The organism is Streptomyces sp. NPDC096136, assembly GCF_044763325.1.
Lineage (GTDB): Bacteria > Actinomycetota > Actinomycetes > Streptomycetales > Streptomycetaceae > Streptomyces.
Map to the genome: position 1 here is coordinate 409627 of NZ_JBIWFZ010000002.1, position 21092 is coordinate 430718.

Here is a 21092-nt window from a genome sequence, read left to right on the forward strand (position 1 = left end):
CGCCCGGTGGGCGGCGGGGGCGGCGTCGCCGGCCTGCCGGGGCCGGGCGGACGGGTTACTTCTTGATCTGGTTGAGGCAGAGCACGAACTGCTTGCCCGACCTGCGCCGGGAGCCCCGGCTCTGCTCGTAGTAGCCCATGTCGGACTTGCCCTGGCAGCGGTTGGTGTCCAGCGTGCCGGGTATCACCTCGACCACCTTGTACGTGGCCCCGGCGGACCCGCAGTCCACCACCTGGAGGTCCAGGCTCGCGGCCGTGGTCCCGTTGTTCTTGAGGCAGTTGCCGACCTCGGCGTGGTCGGCGTCGTCCTGGCTCAGGAAGTACCCCACCGCGCAGGCGATGAGGACGAGCACGATGCCGATGCCCTTGAGGACCTTCATGATGCCGGGGCCGCCACTGCGGGACGGCGGGGGCGGCGGGGGCGCGGACCACTGCTGCGGGTGCGGCGGCTGCATCTGCATCGGCGGCTGGTTCGGGTACATCTGCTGCTGCGGCGCCCCACCGTACGGCGGCTGGGCCTGCGGCGGCGGGTACGCGTACCCCGGCTGGGGCGGGTAGCCCTGCGGGGGCGGTGCGTACGGGCCGGGCTGGCCGTAGGGGCCGGGGCCCTGCTGCGGCGGATAGGTCATGCGGGATTCCCTCGTCGGTCAGGCTCTTACGTCGAATTGACGTGGGCACGCTATAGCAATCGATCACGATCGCTTCAATCCGTCCGCCGGCGCGGGCCCGCCGTCCGCGCCGCCGCGGCCCGGACGCGCCGTCCTCAGGCGCCCTTGGACCGCCGGGCGACGAGCTTGCCCAGCTCCCACGCCAGCAGGAGCACGACGGCGGCCAGCAGTGCCCAGCCGAACTGCCGCGCGTCGATGTCGGTCGTCCCCAGCAGGCGCCGGAAGCCGTCCAGCTGGGTGACCATCACGGCGAGCACGAACTGGGCCAGGGCCACCCAGTTCATCTGCTTGCTGTCGAACGTCGAGGTCGTCAGCACGGACTCCGTCTCGCTGCGGCATTCGAAGGCGGCCACGATCAGGCACAGCGAGAAGGCCGTGAACGCGATCGACTGACCGACTCCGGTGCTGCCCCAGTGGCTCTCGCCGAGCTTGATCAGCGCGAGCAGCAGGATGGTGAGCGCCAGCCCGCCCAGCCCGACGGTGACGAAGACGGGGCGGGTGAGGACCGATTCCCCGCGCGGGCGGGGCCTGCGCCGCATGAGTCCGGCGCTCTCCCGGTCGAAGCCGAGCGCGAAGCCGAACGAGGCGTTGACGACGAAGTGGATCCACAGGACCTGCGGCGGGGTGAAGGGCTCACCGGCGGCGATGTTGAAGACAGTGGCGCCCAGGAAGGTCAGGACGAACGTGACCAGCAGGAGCAGCACGAACCGGATGTACTTGGTCAGGTTGTCGTAGATCGTCCGGCCCTGCTCGACGGCGTAGACGATGGTGGCGAAGTTGTCGTCCGAGAGGATCATGCGTCCGGCGTTCTTCGCCACGTCCGTGCCGCTGCCCATGGCGATGCCGATGTCCGCCGCCTTGATGGCGGGCGCGTCGTTGACGCCGTCCCCGGTCATCGCGACGACCTCGCCCTTCTTCTTGAGGGTGTTCGCCAGCAGCACCTTGTGCTCGGGGGCGACCCGCCCCACCACTCCGATCCCCTCGATGCGGGCGAGCTGCTCCTCCTCGCTCATGGCCGCGAAGTCGGCGCCGAGGACGGCTTCACCGGGGATGCCGATCTGCCGGGCGATCGCCGCCCCGGTGGTGACGTCGTCACCGGTCACCAGGCGGACGCGGATGTGCGCCGCCTGCGCGTCGGCCACCGCGGCCTTCGCCTCCTCGCGCGGCGGGTCGACCATGCCGACGAGGCTGGCCATCCGCAGACCGGTGACGTAGCCGAGCAGGTCGCCGTCCGGATCGAAGCCGTCCGGGTCCAGGTCGCGGCTGGCCGCGGCCATCACCCGGCGCCCCTCGCCGCCCATCCGCTCGCTCGCCGCCTCCGCTCGGCGCTGGAGCTCGCCGTCCCACGGGATCGTCTCGCCCGCCGCCAGGGCGGTGGTCGCCCGTGCCATCACGGCCGGGCCCGCTCCTTTGACGAAGCAGCGCACGACCTGCCGCCCCGAGGCGTCGGTCGCCGCGTGGAAGGTGGCCATCAGCTTGTACTCGGGGTCGAAGGGGAGGGTGGCGAGCCGGGGAAGGGCCTCCCGGGTGGCGTCGGTGTCCAGGCCGGCCTTGTGGGCGAGGACCAGCAGCGCGCCCTCGGTGGGGTCGCCCACCACCTCCCCGCCGACCAGTCTGGCGTCGCTGGCCACGACGTAGGGCAGGATCGCGTCCTCGATCCCCGCGGCGGACCCGGCGGCGTGGCGGACCTTCCCCTCCAGTCCGTAGCCCGTGCCCGAGACGGTGTACCGGTCGGTGGGGCTCAGCACCTCGACGGCCGTCATCTCGTTCATCGTCAGGGTGCCGGTCTTGTCCGAGTTGATCGCCGACGTGAACGCCAGCGTCTCCACCGACGGGAGTTCCTTGACGATGGCGTTGCGCTTGGCCAGGTTCAGGCTCCCGACCGACAGGATGGCCTGGGTGACGGTCGGCAGGGCCTCGGGGATGGCCGCGATCGCCAGCGAGACCGCGCTGACGAACAGGACGTCCCAGGCCTGGTCCCGCTGGCGGCCCAGGGCGAACATCACGACCATGGTGAGGCCCGCCGCCGCGGTGATCCACAGGGTCAGCCGGTCGAGCTCCTTGGTGAGCGGCGGCACTTCCTTCTCGGTGGCCGACAGCATGCCGGAGATCTTGCCGAGTTCGGTGTCGGCACCGGTCGCGGTGACGACCATGAGGCCGCTGCCGTGCGTCACCGGGGTGTTCATGAACGCCGTGTTGGTCCGGTCGCCCGGCGCCGGCCGGCTGCCCTCCAGCGCGCCCGTCTCCTTCGCGGCGGGGACGCTCTCGCCGGTGAGCGCCGACTCGTCGATCTGCAGGGCGCTGGCCTCGACCAGGCGTCCGTCGGCCGGCACCTGGTCCCCGGCGGAGATGAGCACGACGTCGCCGTCGACGAGCTGTTCGGCGGGGACCTCGGCCTCCGTACCGTCCCTGCGGACCCGCGCCGTCGCCTTCATCATCGACTTCAGCGCGTTCATGGCGCTCTCGGCCTTGCCCTCCTGGCGCAGGCCCACGACGGCGTTCAGCAGGGTCAGCACGATCAGCAGGATCGCGGTGGTCCACTCCCGGATGAGCAGCGAGACGATCGCGGCGGCCACGAGGACGATCTGCATGTAGCTGCGGTACTGGGCCAGGAACCGGCGCCAGGCCGGGGTGCGCGCCTCCTCGGGCAGCGCGTTCGGGCCGTTCGCGGCCAGGAGTTCGGCGGCCCGGGCCGCGGACAGGCCGACGGCGGGATCGACGCCGAACGCCGCCGCGACCTCCTCGGGCGAGCGCGTGTACCAGCCGTCACCGGCAGCCCGGGGCGGTTCCGCCACGGAGTCCGACCGCACCGTCATGGTTGTGCCTTCCGATCCGGGGCCGCGGACGCATCCGGGCCGGACGCCCTAGCCGTGCTTCCTCCGCCTCTTGCGCTTCCTGCGCTTCCTCCCGCCGTGCCCCCCGGTCCCGTCCGACGCCGGGTGCCGGGCCGCGTACGGATCGGACGGGGCCCCGGCGGGGGCCTCCCGTTCCAGGCCGCGCTTCGTGACGAGGAGGTCCTTGCGCACCTCCGGCGACACCTCGGGGTACTGGGGGTCGATGTCCATCAGGGTGTGGGCGAGGACCGCCGCCGCGCAGATCCGCGCGAACCACTTCCGGTCGGCCGGTACGACGTACCACGGCGCCCACCGCGTGCTGGTGGCGGAGAGCATCTCGGAGAACGCCTTCTGGTAGTCGTCCCACCGGCGCCGCTCGCGGACGTCGGCGGCGGAGAACTTCCAGTTCTTCTCCGGCAGGTCGATCCGCTTCAGGAAGCGGGTGCGCTGCTCCTCCTTGGACAGGTTCAGGAAGACCTTCACCACCTTGAACCCGTTGTCCGTGAGGTAGCGCTCCCAGCGGTTGATCTCCCGGTAGCGGCGGTCCCAGATGCCGTGCCCGACGCCCCGTCCGGGCTCCTGCTCCGGAAGGTGCTGCCGCAGGAGGACCTCCGGGTGGACCCGCACGACGAGGACCTCCTCGTAGTGCGAACGGTTGAAGATCGCGATCTCGCCGCGCGCGGGCAGCCTCTGGGCGTAGCGCCACAGGTAGTCGTGGTCGAGCTCCTCCGTGGACGGCACCTTGAAGCTGCTGACGCGGACGCCCTGGGGGTTGACCCCGCTCATGACGTGGCGGATCGTCCCGTCCTTGCCGCCGGCGTCGAGGGCCTGGAGGCAGAGCACGACGCCGTACGTGTCCTGGGCGGCCAGCCGATCCTGGTACTCGGCGAGCAGCGACACCCCGGTCCGCAGCAGCTCGACGCCTTCGCTCTTCCTCAGGCCGCCCTTGTAGCGGGGGTCGAAGTCCCGCTCCAGGTCCACCCTGGACCCGGGCTCCACCCGCAGCGGCTCGACGAACTCCGCGATGCGCTCGGCTCTCCCGTCCGACATGGCCCGTCACCCCTTTCGTGGCCATTCTGGGCGTGACCCGCCAAGATCGCCCTCCGGAGGCCCGCCGGGCCGGGATCACCCCCCGGCAGGGGTTCGCCGCTCCCGTCCCGGGCCCGCGGCACCGGGCTCGTCGTCCCAGTCGGGCACCGTGGTGGTGCCCGAGAGCCAGTGCCGTCGAAGGACGGCGTAGCCGACCGCGTCGCGTGCCCGGCCGTCCGCCGCCGGCCAGGCGTCGCGGTAGTGGGCCTCCTTCACGTAGCCGCTGCGCCGGAGGGCGCGGCGCATCGCGGTGTTGCCCTCGATCCGGCGGACGCCGGGGAACTCGGTGAACACGTTCCTCGTGAGCCAGGCCAGGGCCTGTCCGCCCAGGCCCCGCCCCCGGTGCTGCGAGCGGATCCGCAGGTCGAACAGCGGTGTGTCGTCGCGCAGGTCCGTCAGCCGGACGAGTCCGGCCCGCTCGCCGGCCCGTGTGATCCAGAAGGCACGGTTGTCCGGACCGCCGTAGCGGCCGTCCTCCACCCACTGGCGGGCCTGGGCCCGGCAAACGACGTCCGCGACGTGGAACGGCCAGGTGTCGCCGGAGAGGAAGTCGACCAGGTGCTGCGCGTGGGTCGGGTGCGTCGGCTCGACGCGTGCGTAAGTGGTCTCCACGGACGCACTCCAGGGTCGGCGGCAGCGGCCCGGACACCGGTTTACGGGTCGGTGGAGGGCGCCCTGAGCGGTCCCGGGAGCTCCGTCACCGTCCAGCCTCCGCCGGGTCGGTGGCGGCGACCGGGGTCGTGGGAGGCGGCACGGGGTGTGGTCGTGGTGGCGTCTGCGGGGCGCGGCGGGCCCATGGGAGTGCTCCCGCCAGGAGGACCGCGGCGCCCAGCAGCCAGGGCAGCGGGCCCGGGGGGAGGGCTCCGACGAGCAACCCGGCCAGGGCGCCCGCCAGTTGCAGGGCGAGGGACTGCACGGACAGGGCGGTGGTCCGGCCCCCGGCGGACACCCGGCGGTGCAGGACGTCGTTCTGGCTCGGTCCGGCCGAGCCGAGTCCGAGGTGGACCAGGCCGTAGCCGAGGGCCGCGAGAACCACCGGCCCCGCTCCGGTGGACGCCGAGGTGGCGCCCAGGAGGAGCAGTCCGCACGCGCCGGCGCCGAGGCCCACCGTGACGGCGCGCTCGCCGCCGCCCGCGAACCGGGCGGTCAGCGGTGCGAGGTGGCTGCCGAGGGCCGCGCAGACGAATCCGGCGCAGGCGAGTGCGGCGAAGAGCACCGCCCCCGACTCCGAGGCGCCCGTGAGGGCGGCCGCGCGGCCCGGGGTGAGCAGTTCGACCGCGGCCACGGCGCTGCCGGCCGCCCCCGCGCTGAGGAACACCCGGCGCACCAGTACGTCGCGGCCGCCCAGGCGCAGCCCGGCGGTGACGGTGGCCGGAACGTCGCGGAGCACATGGCGCAGGGCGGCCTTCGGGCGGGGTGGTTCGGGCAGCGCGGTCAGGACGTACAGCACGAAGGCGGCCTCGACGCCCGCGCCCAGCAGGAGCGGTACGGAGAGGGGCAGGACCAGCCCCGAGCTGGCTTCGCCGAGATCGGGGCCGCGTCCGAGCAGCCAGGGCAGGGCGCCGCCGAGCGCGGTGCCGGCGGCGAGCGCGGCGGACGTGGCGGAGGCGCCGCGAGCCAGCCCGGTGCGCAGGTCCGCGCCGGGGCCGGAGTGCGCCTGGACGGTGTCCACGTACCAGGCCTCGGCCGGCCCGCTGGACAGCGCGCGGGCCGTGCCCATCAGCGCCGCGCCCAGGCCTAGCAGCAAGGGAGTGGCGCCCAGTGCCTGGAGGGTCAGGGCGGCCAGGTTCAGCAGGCCGGCGGCGGCCAGAACGGGGCGGCGACCCAGCACGTCCGACAGTCCCCCGGTGGGCAGTTCCAGGGCTGCGGCGGTGAGGGAGTGCACGGCGATCAGACCGGCGATGGCCGGCAGGGTCAGGCCGCGTTCGGTGAACAGCAGGACGGCGGGGGCGACGGTCAGTCCCAGGGGCAGCCAGAAGAGCACGCAGACCCTGGCGTAGCGACGGCGGGCGGCGGCGGGGTCCATAGTCGGAGCGGTCATGACCCGCCCTCTCCGTCGTCCTGCCGCGCGCCGGACTCGTGCGGCGCCAGGGGCAGTCCGGCGGTGAGGAGCACGACCTGTGCGGCGCGGGGATCCGCGGCGTCACGGGTCGTCAGTTCGTCCAGCTTCCGGTGGAGCGCTTCCCAGAGCTCGGTCAGTGATTCGGGCGTCAGACGGGGCAGCAGGTCGCTGATCCCGGACGGCCCCACCCACTCCTGCCCCAGCCGTCCGGCGTCGACGTCGGCCTCGTGCCGGACGAGGGAGGCCTCCAGGTGCTCGATCTGGGCCCTGCGCGACATGCCGACGTAGGCGCGACTGGCCGGTGAGGCCCCCATCGCCGCACCGCTCCAGGACGTCGCCGCGTGCACCGCACGCCAGCGCCTCTCGCGCCCGTCACGGTGCTCGGCCTCGGCGACGAACGCGTACTTCGCCAGGACGCGCAGGTGGTAGCTGGTGGACGCGGACGACTCGCCCGTCCTGACCGCGAGCTCGCTCGCTGTGGCCGGGCCGTCCTGTCGGAGCAGCCCGAGCAGCCTGATGCGCAGGGGATGGGTGAGGGCCTTCAGGGCTGCCGCGTCGCGCTCGGGATCGAGGACGCGTCGCTGTTCGTCACTGACCATGACGGCAGGTTAGGCCCTTGCGACAGTTTTCCAAAAGTATTTTTGCAGAATTTCTTTGGGAATTGTTCGACGCCCCTGACTGCGGGTCAGGGCTGCTGCGGCTTGTTCCGGTCGATGTACTCGTTCGCCTTCTCCTGCCCCATGTCGACCTTGTCGGAGTACTTGCTCCCCGTCCGCTCGTCGATCATGTCCCCGCCGGGTTCCACGGCGTCCTTGGCCTTGTCGGGGTGCTGGCCCAGCAGTCCCTTGAGCTTGTCGACGATCGACATCGTGTCCTCCTTAGGCGGCTCTTGCCCTCCCAGCCTCCTCCTCCTTCCGGCGGACCGCATCCGCGCCCGTCAGTCGACCCGGACTCCGATGACGCAGGTGTCGTCGTCGGTGTCGGACCAGCTCTCCGTGAGCAGCCCGTCCAGCCGGCCGTCCAGGTCGTCGGCCCCGGAGGCCACCGTGTCCAGCAGATGGGCCAGGGAGTCCTGTACGGAGGCGTCCCGGCGTTCGACCAGGCCGTCCGTGAACATCAGCAGCGTGTCCCCCGGTTCGAGCCCGACCTCCTGCTCGGCGTAGGTGACGTCGGGCAGTGCGCCGAGGAGCAGGCCGTCGATCAGGGGGAGGGCCCCGGCCCCGTCCTTGCGGACGAGCACGGGCGGCAGGTGGCCGGCGCGCGCCCAGCGCATGACGCGGGTACGCGGGTCGTAGAGGCCGCAGACGGCCGTGGCCGTGACCTGCTTGGTCAGGTGGTGGGTGACCGTGTTGAGCCAGGACATCAGCTGGCCGGGACCCGCACCGGTGACCGCGAGGCCGCGCAGGGCGTTGCGCAGGACGACCATGCCGGTGGCCGCCTCGATGCCGTGGCCGGCGACGTCGCCGACGGAGAGCATGATCAGGCCGGAGGGCAGGACCAGGGTGTCGTACCAGTCTCCGCCGACCAGGGACTCCGTCTCCGCGGGCCGGTAGCGGACCGCCACGCGCAGTCCCGGCGCCTCGACATGGTGCTCCGGGGGCATGATGGCGTGCTGGAGCTGGAGGGCGAGGCGGTTGCGTTCGGCCGATTCGGCCTCGGTGAGGGCGAGTTGGTCGCGGGTGGCGGCGAGGGCCACCTCGGTCCAGTGCTGCGCGGAGATGTCCTGGCAGGCGCCGCGGACGCCGTGCAGCCGCTGGGCGGAGTCGAGGACGGGCTCGGCGACGACCCGGATGTGGCGCAGGATCCCGTCGGAGCGCCGCAGGCGCAGGTTGACGGAGGCGGGGCGCCGGTAGCGCAGTACGGCGCGCAGGAAGCGGCCGAGGGCGGCGGCGTCGTCCGGGTGGGCATGGGCGGGCAGGTCCCGCAGCGGCACCGGGGGCGCGGTGCCCGGCAGCCCGTGGAGGGCGTAGAGCTCGGAGTTCCAGGTGATCCCGCCGGTGGCGAGGTTCTCCTCGAACCCGCCGATGCGGCCCAGGCGCTGGGCGTGCTGGAGGAGGTTGGCGAGCCGGGCGGTCTCGTCCTCGATCCGCCAGATCAGCAGGACGGCGGCGCCGTGCCGGCTGACGCTGATGTCCGCGACCGAGGTCAGCGGGATCTGGTCGACGAGGGAGGTCAGGCTCACGCGTTCGGCGCGGTACGGCTCGCCGGTGGCGTGCACCCGCTCGACGATGTCGAAGAGGCCGCTGTCGCCCGCGGCCGTGGGGTAGGCCTCCAGCAGCAGTGCGCCGTTGACGTCGGCGCGGGGGCGGCCCACGGGGTCGGCGAAGCGGCTGTTGACGTGGCGGATGCGGAAGTCGGCCAGCCGGCCGTCCGGACCGAGTACGGGGGTCAGGATGACGGTGGGGTCGTGCAGCCCCTCGGCGAGGTCGATCAGCTCCGAGACGTCGGGCAGGAGCCCCTCCGGTGCGGCGGCGGGCGGGGGCGCCGTGTCCAGCGTGTGGGCGCACAGCTCGGCCAGCGCCTCGACCTGGCGGTGGATCTGCGGCGGCAGTGGCGCCAGGGGGTGCGGCCAGACCACTTCGAGCACGCCGTGCACCCGGCCGCCCGTCCCCGCCGGTACGGCCATCCGGCCGCCGCGCGGCCATTGCAGGTGCCCGACGGAGGGCAGGCCCTCGCGTTCCGGGTCGCAGAGGGTCACGGCGGCGCGCTCGCGCAGGGCGAGGCGGGGGACGGTGGCGACGCCCGGGGGGACGTGGCGCCAGCGCGAGGCCTCCTCGGCGGGGAAGCCGGCGTGGCCGGCGAGGGCCAGCGAGCCGTCGGGGGCGGCGGCCCAGACGGCCACGGCGACCGCCCCGAGCGGTGTCAGGGCGTTGGCCAGCAGGGACTCGGCCACGGCCTGGGTGTCGGCGGCGGCGAGGGCCCCGCTCTCGGCGGTGCGCAGGCGTACGGCCACGGTGGCGGCCTGCGGGGCCGGCCGGGCCGTCGCGGTGCGTTCGACGAACTCGGCCGCGATCTCGCTGACCTGGTCGCGGGCCGCCTCGTTGACGATGTCGGCGGCGAGTTCGAGGGGGGAGAGCCCGGCCTCGCGGCAGAGTTCGTCGAGCTGGCGGGCCGCGGCGGCGGGTGTGCAGTCCAGCCGCCCCATGAGGATGCCCTTGGCCAGTTCGACCAGGGCCCGGCCGTCGGCGGCCGCGTGCGCCTCCCGGACCTCCCGGCGCAGGCGCTCGACCGTGGCGACGAGCCGGCCCAGGGGGGTGGGCGCCTGCCGGGGGACGGCGGGCGGCGGCCGGTCGAAGGCCACCGCACCGTCCGCCCGGTCGCCGGGGCGGGAGGTGTCGGAGGGGGTCACCGGGCGGCCGGCCCCTCGTGGAGGCCGCCGGGGGCGGTCAGCCAGTGGCGGACCCGGTCCATGAGGTCGCCGGCGTCCACGGGCTTGGTGACGTAGTCGCTCGCCCCGGCGGCGAGGCTCTTCTCCCGGTCGCCGGGCATCGCCTTGGCCGTGACCGCGATGATGGGCAGCCCGGCGTGGGCGGGCATCCTGCGGATCTCCTCCGTCGCGGCGTAGCCGTCGAGTTCGGGCATCATCACGTCCATCAGGATGAGGTCGATGCCGGGGTTGCGCGTGAGGGTCTCGATGCCCTTGCGGCCGTCCTCGGCGTGGAGCACGCGCATGCCGTGCAGTTCGAGGATGCCGCTGAGGGCGAACAGGTTGCGCGCGTCGTCGTCGACGACGAGGACGGTGCGCCCGGTGAGGTCCCCGTCGGAGGTCCGGGGGGCCCGCTCGGCCTGCGCCCGCCCGTCCACGGGCGCGGCCGCCTCCCCGGGCCGGTCGGCGGACAGGTGCAGCACGATGCGTTCGCGCAGCTCGTCCAGGCTGCTCAGCAGCTCCACGCGGCGGGACGCGGCGCGCTCGCGCAGGGCCCGTTCGCGGCCGGTGTCGAGGCGGGGGTTGTCGTGGGCCAGGACCGGCAGCGAGCCGAACGCCGGGTCCCCGTCCAGCGCGTCGAGGAACCTCATGGCCTCGCCGTCGGCCATGTCGAGTTCGAGGACGACGCAGTGGAAGGGCCCGGACGCCAGGACCGCGGCGGCCTCGCGCGAGCTGGTGGCGCCCACCACCTGGACGCCCGTCTCCTCCCCGGACCCGGACCCGGACCCGACTCCGACTCCGGACCCGACTCCGGCCCGGCGCGGTACGAGGTCGCGCTCGGCGCTCTCGGCGACGAGGGAGAGCAGGCCGTTCGGGCGTTCCTCGATCACGAGGAGGCGGCGGGCCTGCCGCGGCCGTGCGCCGGCGGTCGCGCCGGGTCCGCTCCCCCGGCGCGGCTCGGGGAGTTCGTACCCGGCGGCGCGGGCCGCCACGGGAAGGGGTCCGGGACGTTCCTCGAAGTCCGCGTGATTGACGGGGAGGTGGAGGGTGAAGGTGCTGCCCTGGCCGGGGGTGCTCTCGGCGGTCACGGCCCCGCCCAGCAGCTGGGCGATCTCACGGGTGATGGAGAGGCCGAGGCCGGTGCCTCCGTACTTGCGGCTGGTGGTGCCGTCGGCCTGCTGGAAGGCGCCGAACACGGATTCCAGCTGCTGCTCGGGGATGCCGATGCCGGTGTCGCGGACGCGGAAGGCCATCGTGCCGCCGCGGTGGAGCAGCCCGGCGGGGACCTCGGCGTCGGAGGCCCGCTCGATGCGCAGCTCGACCCCGCCGCGCTCGGTGAACTTGACGGCGTTCGAGAGCAGGTTGCGCAGGATCTGGCGGAGCCTGGAGTCGTCGGTGAGGAGGTCGGCGGGGGCGTCGGGGGCGGTGGTGACGGTGAAGTCGAGGCTCTTCTGGGTGGTCATGGGCCGGAAGGTGGCCTCGACGTAGTCCAGCAGCTGGTGCAGGTCGACCCGTTCGGGGTGGATGTCCATCTTGCCCGCCTCGACCTTGGAGAGGTCGAGGATGTCGTTGATCAGCTGGAGGAGGTCCGAGCCGGCCGAGTGGATGATGCCCGCGTACTCGACCTGCTTCGCGGTGAGGTTGCGGGTGGGGTTCTGGGCCAGGAGCTGGGCGAGGATGAGCAGGCTGTTGAGCGGCGTGCGCAGCTCGTGGCTCATGTTCGCGAGGAACTCCGACTTGTACGTGGAGGCCAGCGACAACTGCTGTGCGCGGTCCTCCAGTTCCTGCCGGGCCTGTTCGATCTGCAGGTTCTTGGCCTCGATGTCGCGGTTCTGGCTGGCCAGCAGGGCAGCCTTCTCCTCCAGTTCGGCGTTGGAGCGCTGCAACTCCGACTGCTGGTCCTGGAGTTCGGCGGACCGGGCCTAAAGTTCGGCGGTGAGGCGCTGGGACTCGCCGAGGAGTTCGTCGGTGCGCGCGTTGGCGACGATGGTGTTGACGTTGACGCCGACGGTCTCCATCAACTGGCCGAGGAAGTCGCGGTGTACGGGGGTGAAGGCCGAGAACGAGGCGAGTTCGATCACCCCGAGGACCTGGTCGTCGACGACGATCGGCAGGATCATCAGGCTGCCGGGCGTGGTGCGGCCGAGTCCGGAGGAGATGACGTAGTCGGCGGGCACCTGGTCGCTGGCGATGGTGCGGCGGCTGCGGGCGGCCTGCCCCACGAGGGAGTCGCCGAGGGCGAAGCGTTCGCCGACCCCGTCGCGGGCGGGGCGGCCGTAGGAGCCGACGAGGCTGAGCATCGTGCCCCGCGGGGTGTCCTCCGCCAGGTAGAAGGCGCCGTACTGGGCGGCGACCAGCGGGGTCAGCTCGTCCATGACGAGTTCGGCGACGACCGCGAGGTCGCGGTGGCCCTGCATCAGGCCGGAGATCCGGGCCAGGTTGGACTTCAGCCAGTCCTGTTCCTGGTTGGCCCGCGTGGTCTCGCGCAGGGAGCCGACCATGGAGTTGATGTTGTCCTTGAGGTCGCCCACCTCGCCCGGGGCCTCCACGGTGATGGAGCGGGTGAGGTCGCCCTCGGCGACGGCGCTGGTGACGGCGGCGATGGCGCGCACCTGGCGGGTGAGGTTTCCGGCGAGCTCGTTGACGTTCTCGGTGAGCCGCTTCCAGGTGCCGGACACGCCCTCGACCTCGGCCTGGCCGCCGAGGCGGCCCTCGCTGCCGACCTCGCGGGCCACGCGGGTGACCTCGGCGGCGAAGGAGGAGAGCTGGTCGACCATGGTGTTGATCGTGGTCTTCAGCTCCAGGATCTCCCCGCGCGCGTCCACGTCGATCTTCTGCGAGAGGTCGCCGCGGGCCACGGCGGTGGCGACCTGGGCGATGGAGCGGACCTGGCCCGTCAGGTTGGACGCCATGACGTTGACGTTGTCGGTGAGGTCCTTCCAGGTCCCGGACACCCCGCGGACGGTGGCCTGGCCTCCCAGGTTCCCCTCGGTGCCGACCTCGCGGGCCACCCGCGTCACCTCGTCGGCGAACGCCGAGAGCTGGTCGACCATGGTGTTGATCGTGGTCTTCAGCTCCAGGATCTCCCCGCGCGCGGTGACGGTGATCTTCTGGGAGAGGTCGCCCTTGGCGACGGCCGTGGCGACCTGGGCGATGTTGCGGACCTGGTCGGTGAGGTTTCCGGCCATGAAGTTGACCGAATCCGTGAGGTCCAGCCAGGCCCCGCCGACCCCGGGGACGTCCGCCTGGCCGCCCAGGGTCCCCTCCGTGCCGACCTCGCGGGCCACCCGCGTCACCTCGGACGTGAACAGCGACAGCTGGTTGGCCATCCCGTTGAAGACCGTGGCGATCTCCCCGAGGAGCCCGTCCGCCGCCTCGGGCAGCCGCGTACGGAAATCCCCGTCGCGCACGGCCGTCAGCCCCGCCAGCAGCAGGCGCAGCTCCGACTCGGTGATGCCGTCCCCGCCCCCGTCCACCGGGGCTCCGCCCGCCGCAGCCGCGCCGGTCCGCTCAGCCATCGCCAACCTCACTCTCGCCGTCCCTGACGGAGGGAAGGCTAACCCCCGTCGGCGGACCCGGCGGCCGTCAGCCGGCCAGCGCCTCCCGGACGCCGGGGTACTGCGCGAGGACCGTGTCCGCGCCGGTCAGGGCGAACAGACGGCTCAACTGGCGGCCCGGGGCGGCGATCCGCAGGACGGTCGTGCGGTGCACCCGAAGGAGCAGGTTCAGGAAGGAGGAGTCGCCGAAGGTGACGGCGCCCACGTCCAGGACCACCAGCGGGTGCCGGTCCGCGGCGGCGGTCAGGGCCTCCTCCAGCGGCGCCAGGGTGTCCTGGTCCAGCTCTCCGCGCGCCACGACGACCCAGCCGGCTCCGGCCCGATGGCCGTCCCCCACCACGCCGCCGCCCCGCGCGTCCTGTGCTCCGGCCATCTCCGCCTCCCCGGACGTCACCGTACGTGTTCCGGAAGGGAGTATGCACGGTCGTCGCGCCGGGGCCGCGCCCCGGGCCAGTCGCACCGCCGGCCGGACGGGGCGCGAAAACGGCAGGTGTACGACGCGGAACCCGGGGCAGGAGCGGCCGCGGCAGCCATCGACCACAGGGAGGGAACGGCCACCATGTCCCGTTCGGCCGCAGTAGTGAACCCCGTTCGTCCGACGGACCGCCGGGCTCCGGCCTGTGCCCCGGCCACGGAGGGAACCCCGTCGGCGGGAGCGCTCCCACGGGTGGAGCAGGCGCGGGAGCTCTCCCCCGCGGACGCCCGGGAGTTGTCGCGGCTGTTCCTCGCCCGGCTGCGCTCCCTGGAGGAGGGGACGCGGGAGCACCAGTACGTCCGCAACACCCTGATCGAGATGAACCTCTCCCTCGTGCAGTACGCCGCCCGCCGCTTCCGGTCCCGGGCGGCCGGGGGCGGGATCGACATGGACGACATCGTCCAGGTCGGCACCATCGGTCTGATCAAGGCCATCGACCGCTACGATCCCGCCCGCGAGGTGGAGTTCTCCACGCTCGCGCTCCCGTACATCACCGGTGAGATCAAACGGCACTTCCGCGACACCACCTGGGCCGTCCACGTACCGCGGCGCCTCCAGGAGCTGCGCACCGAGCTGGCCAGGGCCCAGGAGGCGCTCACCGAAGCACTGAACCGGGCCCCCACGGTCAGGGAGCTCGCCGGGCACCTCGGGCTGCCGGAGGAGCAGGTGATGGACGGTCTGATCGCCGCGAACGGGTACACCAGCGGCTCCCTGGACCTCGCCTTCGAGGAGGACGGGGCCCGGGGGGCGGGCCGGCCCGCGCGCCCCCTGGCCGAGAGGCTCGGGGACCCGGACCCCGCCATGGAGCTGTTCGAGGACTTCCACACCCTGGCCCCCCTGCTGCGGGAGCTGGATCCCCGGGACCGGCTCATCCTGCGCATGCGGTTCGGCCAGGAGAAGACCCAGTCGGAGATCGGCGCCGTGCTCGGCATCTCGCAGATGCAGGTCTCACGCCGGCTCTCCCGCGTCCTGGGCCGGCTGCGCGCGGGCATGCTCGCCCGGTAGGGGGGCGGCGGACCCGCGTCCCGCGCCTCCCCGTCCCCCGGGACCGCCCGCGAACGACGCCCGGGAACCGCGGTCCCCGTACACTGTCCGGCACTCGAAGTGCCCCTCGAACGCGGCCCGCCGGGTGTCCCTGCCCCGGCCGGGGACAGGTGCGTACGGTCCGCACAGCGACGGAACCAGCCGGGGGCCCGCGGGGCCGCCACGAGAAGGGAGCCATGCAACGGTGAGGGTGAGAGCACAGTGACGAGCAGTGGATCGCCGACCGCCCATCCGCCGCAGCCGCAGCCGCGCACGGCGGCGCGCCAGCGCCGCCACCTGGCGCTGGACGGTGTCCGCGGCCAGGTCGCGAAGGGCCGCGACTTCGCGCGGCGGGCACTGCGGGACTGGGAGTGGGACGGCACCGAGAGCGGGGAGGACGCGCTGCTCGTCGTCTCCGAGCTGGTGACCAACGCCGCCCTGCACGCGGGCGGCTGCCTGCACCTCGCCCTCACCCGCGGTGAAACCCTGCGGATCGAGGTGTTCGACGGCTCGGCGGCCCTGCCGCGCCGCGACCCCTCGCCCCGGCGCGGGATCCCGGGCGGCCACGGGCTCCACATCATCGACCGGCTGTCCGACCGCTGGGGCTGCGAGACCCTTCAGCAGGGCAAGGTGGTGTGGGCGGAGATCGACGGGTCCCGGCTCGCCGGGGACCCGGCCGCCGCTCGCTGAGCCGCGCCCGGCCCGCGCGGGGCGCCGGCCCGCGCGGCCGGAGACTCCCCCGTCACCACTCGGGGTGGACGTCGTGGCTGTCGTAGCGCTCGCCCTTGTCGGTCAGCCAGGGGCGGAAGCGGCCGGGTCCGCTGCGCTCGCCGCTGTAGCGGACCGCCTCGCCGGTCTCGTCCGTGACGACGACCGCTCCGGCCTTCTGGGCGCTGCGCAGGGCATGGGTCCAGTGCCGGCCGCGGTGGCCGGTGCGGTAGTCGGGGATCTTGCACTGGGACATCGGTGTCACCGCCTCGTCGGAGTCCCGGGGGCCCGCCCCGGCCGTCAGGGGCCGCGCCCGGGGTGGGTGCCGGACCGGTGCTTCTACCCGGAATACTCCGGTTCGAACGCCGTCCGGGGCCGGCTACGCGGCGGGCGGCGTGGTGAGGCGGGCGCACTCGGCCACCACGGCCCGCAGATCGCCGGTCGCGCTCAGGAGCCGGCGCTGGATCCGGGCCCCGTTGCCGCGGTCGAGCAGGCGCGCCACCCCCTGGCGTACGCGTTCGAGGTCGCCGTTCTCGTCGAGCGCGTCCCGGACGTGGTCCAGCAGTACGTCGAGGACCGCACCGGGAGGGGCGGGGCTCATGGTGCGCGGGTCGAGCAGCGGGCCGTCCAGGCCCGACTTGGCCGCCTGCCAGGAGCCGAGCCGCAGCAGGCCGACGCCGATGCGGGCCGGCGGCAGCCCGGCGCGCCATGCGCGGGCGGCGGTGTCCACCAGGGCGCGGGCCAGGGCGGCGATCAGGACGGGCGTGTCGGGTTCGAGGCAGACGTCGGCGACGCGGATCTCGACCGTGGGATAGGCGGCGGAGAGGCGGGCATCGAAGTAGATCATGCCGTCGTCGCGCAGGACGCCGGTGGCGAGCATGTCGCGGACCCGCCCGTGGTAGCCCTCCGCGCTACCGAAGACCTCGGTGGGGCCGGCCGAGGGCAGGCGGTTCCACACGCGGCTGCGGTAGCTGGCGTACGCGCTGTCCTGACCCTGCCAGAAGGGTGAATTGGCGCTGACGGCGGTCAGGACGGGCAGCCAGGGGCGGATGCGGTCGAGCACAGCCGCGCCCTCGTCGTCCGACTCGACGCACACGTGGACGTGGCAGCCGCAGGTCAGCTGCTCCTGGGCGGTGAGACCGAACTGCCGGCTCACCCAGCGGTAGCGTTCGCCCGCCGTCGTGGACGGCCGCACCGGCAGCGGGGACGTGGCCAGCGCGGCGACGGCCCCTCCCGCGTCGGCGGCGTGGCGTGCGGCCTGGGCGCGCCAGCGGACGATCTCCTCGGCCAGTTCGCCCATCCGCAGGACGGGACGGGTGGCGAACTCCACCTGCTCGCACTTGAGCTCCGTCTCCAGCGCCCCCTCCTGCGTGCCGTTCTCCCCGTTCCCCTCGCGGGAGGCGGCCGACATCACGGCGGCCGACAGGGCGAGCGGCTCCCCCGTCCCGGCGTCGACCAGCAGCAGTTCCTCCTCCACACCCACGCTGCGCATGCCCGTTCCCTCCGTCCGCGTCGTGCGCACCCGGTGCGTCCCGTGTGCCCCGTGTGACCCGTGTGCCCCGCAGGAACGGTTGTACCCCGTGGGCGCCCGCTTCGGGGCTCGCCCCGGCGGCCGTGGCCCGCCTTCGCCCGCCAGGGGGGCGGTCCGGGCGGCCCGCGCCAGACGGCGCCCCTCCCAGCGCATCGACGCGAGCCGGTCCGCGACGAGCCGGCGCAGCCCGTCGCCGTCCGTGAGCTCGCGGCCGAGGGGGACGGACATGCTCCTCCGGGCCGAAGGCCAGGCGCCGCACCGCGGAGTGGAGGCCGTCGGCGCCGACGACGAGGTCGAAGGTGCGGGTCGGCCCGTGCTCGAAGCCGACCCGGACGCCGGTGTCGCCCTGGTCGAGCCGGGTGACGGCGTCGCCGAACAGGTACTCGATCTCCGTGCGGGTGCGCTCGTGCACCAGCAGCACCAGGTCCTCGCGCAGCAGCTCGACGTCCTCGCTGTCCAGCCGGCCGCTGCTGAAGGTCGCCTCGGTGGTGCGGTCCACCTCGCGGCCGTCGGGACCAAAGACCAACATGCCGCGCATCCGGGTCCGTACGCTCCGGACCTCCTCCAGCAGGCCCATCCGCTCCACCACGTCGAGCGCCACGCCGCCGATGTCCACGGCCTGGCCGCCGGGGCGCGGCCCGGGTGCGCGTTCGACCACGGTCGGCGCGAAGCCGCGGCGGCGCAGCCAGTGGGCGAGGACGGGGCCGGCGATGCCGCCGCCGGAGACGAACCGGTGGTCGCCGGGACCGCGCCCGCCGCCCCCGCCCTCCCGGCCCGCAGGCCCCCTGCGCCCGCCGCCCGCCCCGAGCAGGAGCTGAGCCTGGAGCGGATCGTCCGCACCGCCATCGAGATCGCCGACGCCGCGTCCGGCGAGGCCTCCTGCGGCGCGGACGCCCCCGAGGGCTGGCGCGCCGGAGTCGAGCTGGGCGCCCGCACCCCGTGGGGCCTGTACCGCAGGCAACCGTGGCTGGCCCAGACCGGCGGCCTCACCCGCCCGCTGCTCGTGCCCAACTTGCTGGTGCACGGCGAGTGGATGCTGGGCGCCCTCGACGCCCACGGCCTCGACCCCACCACCCTCTTCGACATCCACGTCCTGCTCTACAGCCACGTCCAGGGCCTGGCCGTGCACCTGGAGATGGAGGCGCACGCCCGGGCCGCCACGGGACAGACGGAGGACGAGTGGATGGACAGCCGGACCCCCGTCCTGCGGGAGCTGATGGAGTCCGGCCGCTTCCCGACCTCCGCCAAGGTGGTCGGCGCCTTCGAGGACGGCTACGACCTGCGTCTCGACGCGCTCTTCGAGCTCGGCCTCGGAACGCTCCTCGACGGCCTCACCCCCCTCGTCGAAGGCGGGCCGGCTACCGCGGAGTGCGGAGGCACTCGATCAGGTAGTCGCCCGTCTCCGGGTCCACGGTGACGCCGTGCGCCTCGCTGCCGAAGCCGGGGAAGGCCCGGTCGAAGGCCTCCAGGGCGCCCAGGTAGCGCAGCAGGGGGCCGTCCGGGCCGCCGAGGGACTCGCCGGGCATCAGGACGGGGATGCCGGGCGGGGTGACGGTCACTATGGCGGCCGCGGTCCGGTGGGCGGCGTCGGCCAGGCGCAGCCGCTCGGTGCCGCCCCGGATGAGCTGCTGGTAGCAGTGCCGGGGCGGGTGGACGGGCTCGGGGAGCTCCTGGAAGGCCTCGTCGAGCGCGTGGATGAAGGCGCCGCGGGTGAGGTGCTCGTGCATCCGGGCGCACAGCTGGCGCAGGGTCGTGTCCCGGTAGCGGCCGGGGTGGCGTGCGGTGAGGTCGGGCAGGACCCGGTCCAGCGGGGCGTCGGCGTCGTAGTGGGCCTTGAAGTCCATCAGGGCGTCCATGAGCGTGCCCCACTTGCCCTTGGTGATGCCCATCGAGAACAGGATGAGGGTGGTGTAGCTGTCGGTCTTCTCGACCACGATGCCGCGGGTGGCGAGGTATTCGGTGAGGACCCGGGCGGGGATGCCCCACGGCCGGGTCTCCCCGGTGGCGGTGACGCCGGGGCAGGTGAGGGTGACCTTGACGGGGTCGAGGAGGCAGTAGCCGTCGGTCAGGCCGGGGAATCCATGCCAGGCGGCGCCGGGTTCGAGCTGCCAGCAGGCGGGGTCGGAGGCCAGCAGGCCGGCGGGCGCGTCGGCGAAGGCGACGCGCGTACCGGTGGCGGGGTCGGTGACCGTCTCGGGCTGCCAGACGCCGAAGAACCAGTCGGGGCGGTCCCCCGCTTCCGCGATGCGGCGGCCGGTGCGGACGACGGCCTGCCGGAAGCGGATCGCCTCGGTGACGGCCTCGTCGATCAGCCACCGTCCCTGCGGCCCGTCCATCATGGCCGTCGCCACGTCGAGGGAGGCGATGGCGGGGTAGAAGGCGGAGGTGGTGCCGTGCATCATGAACGTCTCGTTGAAGCGCTCGTGCTGGACGGGTGCCCGGGGCGCGGGCCGCACGTGGACCATGGCGCACTGGGAGAGCGCGGCGAGCAGCTTGTGCGTGGAGTGGGTGGCGAACACCGTGGGCCGGTCGGGGCCCTCGAAGGTGTCCGGGCCCACGGCCATGCCGTAGCGGCCCCGGTAGAGGGGGTGGAAGCGGGCGTAGGCGAACCACGCCTCGTCGAAGTGCAGGCGGGGCGTGCTGGCCGCCAGTGCGCGGGCGGCGACGGGGGTGTCATAGCACAGGCCGTCGTAGGTGGAGTTGGTGACGACCGCGTACTGGGCGTCCGGCGAGACGGCTCCCGCGGCGAGGGGGTTCGCGGCGATGCGGGCGGCGACCGCGGCGGGGGCGGTGGCGCTGGGCGGCAGGGGTCCGGCCAGTCCGTAGCCGTTGCGGGTGGGCACCAGGTAGACAGGGCGGGCGCCGGAGACGACCAGGCCGTGCAGGACGGACTTGTGGCAGTTGCGGTCGACCAGGGCGATCTCGTCGGAGGTGACGCTGTAGTGGCCCACCATCCGGTTGCAGGTGGAGTCCCCGTGCAGCACGAAGTAGGTGCGCTCGGCGCCGAAGACGCGGGCGGCGTTGCGCTCGGCCTCGCCGATCGGCCCGGAGTGCTCGTAGAGGGAGCCGAGCTCGCCCACGGAGATGGACAAGTCCGTACGGAACAGCCGCTCGCCGTAGTAGTCGAAGAAGGCCCGCCCCGCCGGGGACTTCAGGAACGCCACCCCGCCGGAGTGGGCCGGGGTGTGCCAGGAGTACTCGTGGGCGTCCTCGAAGCGGCGCAGGGCGCGGAAGAACGGCGGCAGGAGCTCCTTCGTGTACGTGTGGGCGGCGGCCGCGACCCGGCCGGCGATGAAGGCGGGCGTGTCCTCCAGCGGCCAGATGTAGCCGACGACGGTCTCCGACACCCACAGTGGCAGGTGCTCCAGGTCGTGGTCGGAGCTGTCGGTCATCAGGAGGAAGACCGGCAGGTCCTTGAAGCGGTGCCGGATCCGGTCCAGGACCTCGGCCCCGCCGGTGGGAACGTCGGGCGCGCCCCCGGCCGGGGCGGCCGCCGAGGGGCGCGGCAGGTCCCAGGCCACCACGGCCGCGGCGATGCGCGCCTCCGTCTGGAGCATCGCCCGGGCGTCCCGCGCATCGGCCGCCCGGCGCAACTCCAGCCCCCGGGCCTGGAGTTCCTTGCCGATCCGGCGCAGTTGTTCGGCGCTCACCCCGCCGCCGAGGGGGTCCTCGCGCAGCGCCAGCAGCACCGTGCCGTTCGCCATGGGTTCCGTCCGCCTTCCGTCACGGGGCGCCCCGGCCGGCCGGGGCTTGACGGAGCCATCCTGGCCTCCCCGCCG

The 21092-nt window shown here is 73.7% G+C and carries 17 protein-coding genes and 1 pseudogene; 3 read left to right on the forward strand and 15 right to left on the reverse strand.

Features of this window, described 5'->3' with window-relative positions; all coding sequences use genetic code 11:
* Positions 1-55: 55 nt before the first annotated feature.
* The 11 genes from ACIRBY_RS04940 to ACIRBY_RS04990 form a co-directional block, all read right to left on the reverse strand.
* Positions 56-628 (reverse strand): hypothetical protein, encoded by a 573-nt coding sequence (locus tag ACIRBY_RS04940; RefSeq protein WP_403896212.1) that lies wholly within the window; start codon positions 626-628, stop codon positions 56-58.
* 134 nt (positions 629-762) lie between these two features.
* On the reverse strand, positions 763-3483 hold the full coding sequence (locus ACIRBY_RS04945; RefSeq protein WP_403896215.1) for a cation-translocating P-type ATPase: 2721 nt from the start codon (positions 3481-3483) through the stop codon (positions 763-765).
* Between the two features lie 48 nt (positions 3484-3531).
* The gene (locus ACIRBY_RS04950) at positions 3532-4551 is read right to left on the reverse strand and encodes a polyphosphate kinase 2 family protein (RefSeq protein ID WP_403896217.1); all 1020 of its coding nucleotides are present in this window, start codon (positions 4549-4551) and stop codon (positions 3532-3534) included.
* A gap of 75 nt (positions 4552-4626) precedes the next feature.
* Positions 4627-5202, reverse strand: a complete 576-nt coding sequence (locus ACIRBY_RS04955; RefSeq protein ID WP_403896220.1) for a GNAT family N-acetyltransferase — start codon at positions 5200-5202, stop codon at positions 4627-4629.
* Positions 5203-5287: 85 nt separating this feature from the next.
* Positions 5288-6631 carry an MFS transporter gene (locus tag ACIRBY_RS04960; protein WP_403896223.1) on the reverse strand — a complete coding sequence of 448 codons (1344 nt, stop codon included), beginning with the start codon at positions 6629-6631 and terminating at the stop codon, positions 5288-5290.
* Positions 6628-7251, reverse strand: a complete 624-nt coding sequence (locus tag ACIRBY_RS04965) for a helix-turn-helix domain-containing protein (protein ID WP_403896226.1) — start codon at positions 7249-7251, stop codon at positions 6628-6630. The genes ACIRBY_RS04960 and ACIRBY_RS04965 overlap by 4 nt, the downstream gene beginning before the upstream one ends.
* Positions 7252-7337: 86 nt before the next feature.
* Positions 7338-7520, reverse strand: coding sequence for an antitoxin (locus ACIRBY_RS04970; RefSeq protein ID WP_403896229.1), 183 nt, complete (start codon positions 7518-7520; stop codon positions 7338-7340).
* 69 nt (positions 7521-7589) lie between these two features.
* Positions 7590-10001, reverse strand: a complete 2412-nt coding sequence (locus ACIRBY_RS04975; RefSeq protein ID WP_403896231.1) for a SpoIIE family protein phosphatase — start codon at positions 9999-10001, stop codon at positions 7590-7592.
* Positions 9998-11737, reverse strand: coding sequence for an ATP-binding protein (locus tag ACIRBY_RS04980; RefSeq protein WP_403896899.1), 1740 nt, complete (start codon positions 11735-11737; stop codon positions 9998-10000). The genes ACIRBY_RS04975 and ACIRBY_RS04980 overlap by 4 nt, the downstream gene beginning before the upstream one ends.
* A gap of 204 nt (positions 11738-11941) precedes the next feature.
* The gene (locus tag ACIRBY_RS04985) at positions 11942-13537 is read right to left on the reverse strand and encodes a HAMP domain-containing protein (protein ID WP_403896234.1); all 1596 of its coding nucleotides are present in this window, start codon (positions 13535-13537) and stop codon (positions 11942-11944) included.
* Positions 13538-13604: 67 nt separating this feature from the next.
* On the reverse strand, positions 13605-13949 hold the full coding sequence (locus tag ACIRBY_RS04990) for an STAS domain-containing protein (protein ID WP_403896237.1): 345 nt from the start codon (positions 13947-13949) through the stop codon (positions 13605-13607).
* Between the two features lie 186 nt (positions 13950-14135).
* On the opposite strand from ACIRBY_RS04990, the gene ACIRBY_RS04995 reads away from it, so the two are divergent.
* Together ACIRBY_RS04995 and ACIRBY_RS05000 are read left to right on the forward strand one after the other, a co-directional pair.
* Positions 14136-15056: a SigB/SigF/SigG family RNA polymerase sigma factor gene (locus ACIRBY_RS04995; RefSeq protein WP_403896240.1), complete on the forward strand. Its 921-nt coding sequence runs from the start codon at positions 14136-14138 to the stop codon at positions 15054-15056.
* 240 nt (positions 15057-15296) lie between these two features.
* Entirely contained in the window at positions 15297-15764 is a 468-nt protein-coding gene (locus tag ACIRBY_RS05000) for an ATP-binding protein (RefSeq protein WP_403896243.1), read from the forward strand.
* Positions 15765-15816: 52 nt separating this feature from the next.
* Here the strand turns inward: ACIRBY_RS05000 and ACIRBY_RS05005 are convergent, their stop codons facing one another.
* The 3 genes and pseudogenes from ACIRBY_RS05005 to ACIRBY_RS05015 all read right to left on the reverse strand — a co-directional run.
* Positions 15817-16038: a hypothetical protein gene (locus ACIRBY_RS05005; RefSeq protein ID WP_042811755.1), complete on the reverse strand. Its 222-nt coding sequence runs from the start codon at positions 16036-16038 to the stop codon at positions 15817-15819.
* A 123-nt stretch (positions 16039-16161) separates the two neighbouring features.
* Positions 16162-17274: a glutamate--cysteine ligase gene (locus ACIRBY_RS05010; protein ID WP_403896247.1), complete on the reverse strand. Its 1113-nt coding sequence runs from the start codon at positions 17272-17274 to the stop codon at positions 16162-16164.
* Positions 17275-17623: 349 nt separating this feature from the next.
* A pseudogene (locus tag ACIRBY_RS05015) lies at positions 17624-18124 on the reverse strand (FAD-dependent monooxygenase); the annotation flags it as partial.
* Between ACIRBY_RS05015 and ACIRBY_RS05020 the strand changes: the two are divergent.
* The gene (locus ACIRBY_RS05020) at positions 18047-18730 is read left to right on the forward strand and encodes a TetR/AcrR family transcriptional regulator C-terminal domain-containing protein (protein WP_403896901.1); all 684 of its coding nucleotides are present in this window, start codon (positions 18047-18049) and stop codon (positions 18728-18730) included. The pseudogene ACIRBY_RS05015 and the gene ACIRBY_RS05020 sit on opposite strands and share 78 nt — an antisense overlap.
* Here ACIRBY_RS05020 and ACIRBY_RS05025 read toward each other — a convergent pair.
* Positions 18672-21017, reverse strand: a complete 2346-nt coding sequence (locus tag ACIRBY_RS05025; protein ID WP_403896250.1) for an Orn/Lys/Arg decarboxylase N-terminal domain-containing protein — start codon at positions 21015-21017, stop codon at positions 18672-18674. The two genes, ACIRBY_RS05020 and ACIRBY_RS05025, sit on opposite strands and share 59 nt — an antisense overlap.
* Positions 21018-21092: the final 75 nt, after the last annotated feature.